Source organism: Herbaspirillum sp. UBA812, from assembly GCF_002296545.1.
Lineage (GTDB): Bacteria > Pseudomonadota > Gammaproteobacteria > Burkholderiales > Burkholderiaceae_D > Herbaspirillum > Herbaspirillum huttiense.
Map to the genome: position 1 here is coordinate 7,915 of NZ_DBIC01000257.1, position 4,784 is coordinate 12,698.

At 61.1% G+C, this 4,784-nt stretch carries 3 protein-coding genes and 1 pseudogene; 2 read left to right on the forward strand and 2 right to left on the reverse strand.

All coding sequences use genetic code 11. The annotated features are described in order from the left end of the window. Positions 1-211 (forward strand): annotated as a pseudogene (locus B3873_RS16800) (low-specificity L-threonine aldolase); the annotation flags it as partial. Positions 212-275: 64 nt separating this feature from the next. Here the strand turns inward: B3873_RS16800 and thrC are convergent. After that, positions 276-1,697 (reverse strand): threonine synthase, encoded by a 1,422-nt coding sequence (gene thrC, locus B3873_RS16805; RefSeq protein ID WP_286867438.1) that lies wholly within the window; start codon positions 1,695-1,697, stop codon positions 276-278. A 106-nt stretch (positions 1,698-1,803) separates the two neighbouring features. Here thrC and B3873_RS16810 point away from each other — a divergent pair, with 106 nt between their 5' ends. Then, entirely contained in the window at positions 1,804-2,715 is a 912-nt protein-coding gene (locus B3873_RS16810; RefSeq protein ID WP_286867440.1) for a LysR family transcriptional regulator, read from the forward strand. Positions 2,716-2,845: 130 nt separating this feature from the next. Here B3873_RS16810 and B3873_RS16815 read toward each other — a convergent pair whose 3' ends face one another. Then, positions 2,846-4,639: a methyl-accepting chemotaxis protein gene (locus B3873_RS16815; RefSeq protein WP_286867442.1), complete on the reverse strand. Its 1,794-nt coding sequence runs from the start codon at positions 4,637-4,639 to the stop codon at positions 2,846-2,848. Positions 4,640-4,784: the final 145 nt, after the last annotated feature.

Genomic DNA, 4,784 nt, shown 5'->3' on the forward strand with positions numbered 1-4,784 from the left:
CCAGCCAGCGCAGCCCAACATGGTCTTTACGGATGTTCAAGCCGATATTGCCGGCAATCTCATCGCCCACTTTGCCGCCCACGATATCACGCTGCAAGGAGGTGCCTATCGCAGCAAGGAAGGCATGATGAACCGTATCCGCTGGGTGACGCACCTCGATGTGAGCCAGGATGACGTGGTCCGCGCCATCAAAGCCGCCGAGTCGTTCTGAACATTCGCCCTGCCACCCGGTTTCATTGAAATCGGGTGACAGGGCGAGGCCCGGCATTGCATGTTCAGCTTGAGCGCAGCCCGCAAGACGTCGCTATCCGGTCCTTGATGTCCTCTGTCGATGCCTGCATCACGGCAAAGCGCCGCGGCCGCGCTTCCAGGTCTGCCAACGCAGCCGGCCGCGGTACACCGCGTCCGGTGGCGGCACGCATGGTCTCTTCGAACTTCAATGGCAGGGCCGTCTCCAGCACAATGGTGGGAACCCCTTGCACCCGATGATCGCGTGCAACCTTGACGCCATCAGCGGTATGCGGATCGATCATCATCGAACGCCCGCTCCAGACCTGCGAAATCGTGGCCAGGCGATCAGCGTGCGTACTCTTTCCAGAGACGAAACCGTAGTCGGCCATGCGTTCATGCTCTTGTTTGCTCAGTACGAATTTCCCATGGTGTGCCAGCTCCTCGCCAAAAAGCTGTTGCACGCTTTGCGCGTCGCGCCCCAGCACATCGAAGATGAAGCGCTCGAGATTGGAAGCCTTGGCGATATCCATGGAGGGACTGGAGGTCGCCGGGGTTTCAGCGCTGGATCGGGGGCGGTAGCATCCGGTTCTGAAGAACTCGTCCAGCACGTCGTTTTCATTGGTGGCGAGGACCAGCTTGTCGATGGGCAGCCCCATCATGCGGGCAACATGGCCGGCGCAGATATTGCCGAAATTGCCGGATGGCACTGCAAAACTGACTCTTTCCCCATTGCTGCGCGTGGCCTGGAAATAGCCCGCGAAATAATAGACGACCTGCGCCAGCAAGCGCGCCCAGTTGATGGAATTGACGGTCCCGATATGGAAGCGGCGCTTGAAGCCGAGATCGGAGGAGATCGCCTTGACGATGTCCTGGCAGGTGTCGAAGCTTCCTTCTACAGCCATGTTGTGAATGTTTCTGTCCTGCAGGCTGAACATCTGTGCTTGTTGAAACGGGCTCATGCGGCCATGCGGACTGAGCATGAAGACCTGGATGTTTTTCTTGCCGCGCATGGCGTACTCGGCCGCGCTTCCCGTATCGCCAGAGGTGGCTCCGACAATATTGAGTTGCTCACCACGTCGGCCCAGCTCATCGTCCAGCAGGTTGCCCAGCAACTGCATCGCCACATCCTTGAAAGCAAAGGTGGGGCCGTTGGACAAACCCAGGACGAACAAGCCATCCTCAAGCGGCCTGAGCGGGACGATATCGGCAGTGCCGAATATCTCCGCGGTGTAAGTACGGGCGATGGCGCTGCGCAACTGCCCGGCCGGTATGTCGCCGACGTAGAGCGCCATGATTTCAAAAGCCAGATCCGGATACGACAAGGTGCGCCACGCCTGCAAGGTGGCATCGTCGATCCTGGGATAGGCCAGCGGAACATACAGGCCGCCATCGGGGGCCAGTCCCTCCAGCAAGACCTCCGAGAAACCACGTTGAGTTCGGTCGCCGCGTGTAGAAATGTAGTTCATGGTGATCTGCCAGTCCGGTGGAAAAATTGGGTCCGTGGAAAAATTCTCGCATCCCACCTTGGCGAAGTAAAATTAAATTTGACCCGTTCAATTATTAGAAATCCTGATGCGAGAATTCAACCTGGATCATCTTCGTACGCTGTTGGCAGTGGTCGATTCCGGCTCCCTGTCGAATGCAGCGGCAGCCTTGCACCTGGCACAGCCGACCATTTCGTTGCACTTGCGGGAGCTCGAGTCAAGGCTGGACATTCCTCTGCTCAAGCGCAACCGCCATGGCGTCATGGTGACAGCGGGCGGCAAGATCCTGATCGACTATGCCCGCAAGCTGCTGGCATTGGCTGACCAGGCCAGCGAAGCGGTCGGCCATTATCGGGAAAGCGTGCAAGGGGTCGTGCGGCTCGGGGCATCGACCGGCCTGATCACGCATGAGATGCCCCGCTTGTTGCAGTACATGGCGCAGCATCGGCCGGAACTGAAGATAGAACTGGCCGTCACGACTACCGCGATGGCGATGGAAAAGCTGCAGGCGGATGAACTGGATCTGGCCTTGGTGGGGGCCACCACCCGGCACCAGGGCCTGGTGCTGACACGCTGGCGCAGCGACCCGCTGATGGCGTTCCTGCCGGCGGCCTGGACCGTGCCCAAGCGAGTCGGCCCGGCCTGGCTGGCACGGCAGCCCTTGTTGATGAATGAACCCGGCAGCGCTTTGCATCATCAGACCTTGCAATGGTTTTCGCGTGCCGGATTTTTCCCGCGCGCTCGCATCGCCCTCAACAACGGCGAGGCCATCAAGGGTCTGGTCGCTGCCGGCTATGGTGCGGCAATCCTGCCTGCTGAAGCGGGACAGTCGGTGAGCTCACTCCAGATTCAGGTCAGACCGATCACGCCGGCGATGGCGCGGCCTACTTTTCTGGCCTGCAAGAAAGCCCGGACCGTGCCGCCCTCAGTGAAGGCCGTCATGGAGGTGTTGAAGAGCAAGGCCTTTATCGTCCAGAACCCGGTTCATCAATCGGCGTGAAATGCGTTTCAGCCAGGTTCTTTCGCGCAGGTCTCCGCCACCAACGGCAGCGCCGTCACGCACGGGCAATGCACGCCGGTGAGTTCAGTCTGCACGGCGGTGCCCGACGAGGACCGGCCGGGCGGCAGACTCAGGAGATCCTGAAACGGCCGATGGTCGATGCCAGCGTATTGGCCTGCGCCTGCAAGGTCGCCGACGCTGCGGCCGACTGCTCCACCAGGGCGGCGTTCTGCTGCACCATGGAATCGAGCTGGATCACGGCACGATTGACTTCCTGAATACCACGCATCTGCTCGTCGGTCGCCCTTGCAATACCTGAAATGAGCGATTGCACATCGGCCGACTGGGTCACGATCTCGCCCATGGTGGTGCCAGCCTGGCGCACCTGTACCGATCCCGCGGAAACCCGCGAGACGGTGGTCTCCACCAGTTCCTTGACCTCGCGTGCCGCTTCCGCGCTGCGTTTGGCCAGGCTGCGTACCTCGTGGGCCACGACTGCGAAGCCGCGCCCCTGCTCGCCGGCGCGGGCCGCTTCCACGGCGGCGTTCAAGGCCAGGATATTGGTCTGGAAAGCGATGCCGTCGATGACGGTGATGATGGCACCGATCTGGCCCGATACCTTTTCGATCTCGCCGATGGTGGTCACGGCGTCGGACACCACCTTGCCACCTTGCGAGGCAATCTCGGTGGCGCTGCTGGAGCGCTGGTCCGCCTGCTTGGCGGCAGCCGTCGAGCGGCCGACCGTCTCCGAGATCTCGGCCATGGAGGCCGCTGTCTGTTCCAGACTGGCGGCGGCCGATTCGGTTCTGGTCGACAAGTCCTGGTTGGCCGTGGCGATTTCATTGGAGGCCGTACGGACCGCCTCGCTGGCATCACGGATATCGAGCATCACGTTTTGCAACTGGCCGACGAACTGGTTGAAGGAGCGTGAAATGACCGCTACTTCGTCCTTGCCCTGATCGGGCAGGCGCTGCGTGAGGTCACCGCTGCCCGAGCCGATGGCGGCCATGGCCTGGCTGACCTGTCCGAGCCGACGGAACGCCGTCGCAGTCACGGCCACACCGATGACCGAAGCGATGCCGACGATCAGGATCAGGGACAGCAGCGACGTATTGAGCAGGGAGCGTGCGCCGGCCATGGCTTCGGATTCATCGATGGCGATCACGATGCTCCAGTCGGTCCCGCGAATTTTCTGCGCACGCACCAGCTTGGCCCGGCCATCGACCACGATCTTCATCGGCGCGCTCGCTTTGTCGTCAGCAGCGGAACTCAACTGCGCGAACTCGGGAGCGATATCGGTGGCCTGCTTGAAACGCAGTTCCGCATTGGGGTGCGCGATGATGCGGCCGTTCTTGTCGATCAGCATCCCGAAACTCTCGGGTGTGGGATGAATGGCTTTGATGGTCTCCACCACGCTGTCAAGGGCCACGTCACCCACCAGCACCGCCTTGAGTTTGCCCTCACGCATCACGGGAATGGCCAGCGCCACCAGCAAGGCCTTGCTGGTACTGATATACGGAATGGCCGCCGGCTTGCCGGCCTCAACGGCACCCTTGTACCAGGGACGGGTGGTCGGGTCATAGGTAGCGGGAATATTGGGCCAGTCGGTGAACTTGGTCTTCTTGTCGGGATACCCCACGCCGACATCGAAAAATCCGCCGGCGACCTGGATCTGCTTGAGCATCGCATCGGGAGAATCGGTCAGGACGACATCCTGCAAGGAGTCGACCAGGCGCGTTTTTTCGGCGACCCAGTCACCAATCACGCGGGCATGGTCGTTCAACGAGGTGGAGAGGCTGCTGTCCGTGGCGTCCCACATGCTGTTGCGGGCAATCAGGTAATTGGCCGCGGTGCTGACCACCACGGAGAAGACAACCAGCGCAACGAAGGCGCAGATCACGCGGGCGCGAATGGAGGTGAGCATGGGAAGATAGGTAAAAGTGTTTGGGGGGACAAGACTGCAAGCAGTACAGCTCCATCCGGATGTCGGCAGGGAACAATGCCGCTGGCATTGACTGCGCCGGCGGCGGTGGCGACATCCGGAGGATAGTGATGACAGCTACATCATT

Excerpts from the sequence above, each read along its gene's own strand:
- thrC (WP_286867438.1), bottom strand. The coding sequence starts at position 1,697 with ATGAACTACATTTCTACACGCGGCGACCGAACTCAACGTGGTTTCTCG.
- B3873_RS16810 (WP_286867440.1), top strand. The coding sequence starts at position 1,804 with ATGCGAGAATTCAACCTGGATCATCTTCGTACGCTGTTGGCAGTGGTC.
- B3873_RS16815 (WP_286867442.1), bottom strand. The coding sequence starts at position 4,639 with ATGCTCACCTCCATTCGCGCCCGCGTGATCTGCGCCTTCGTTGCGCTG.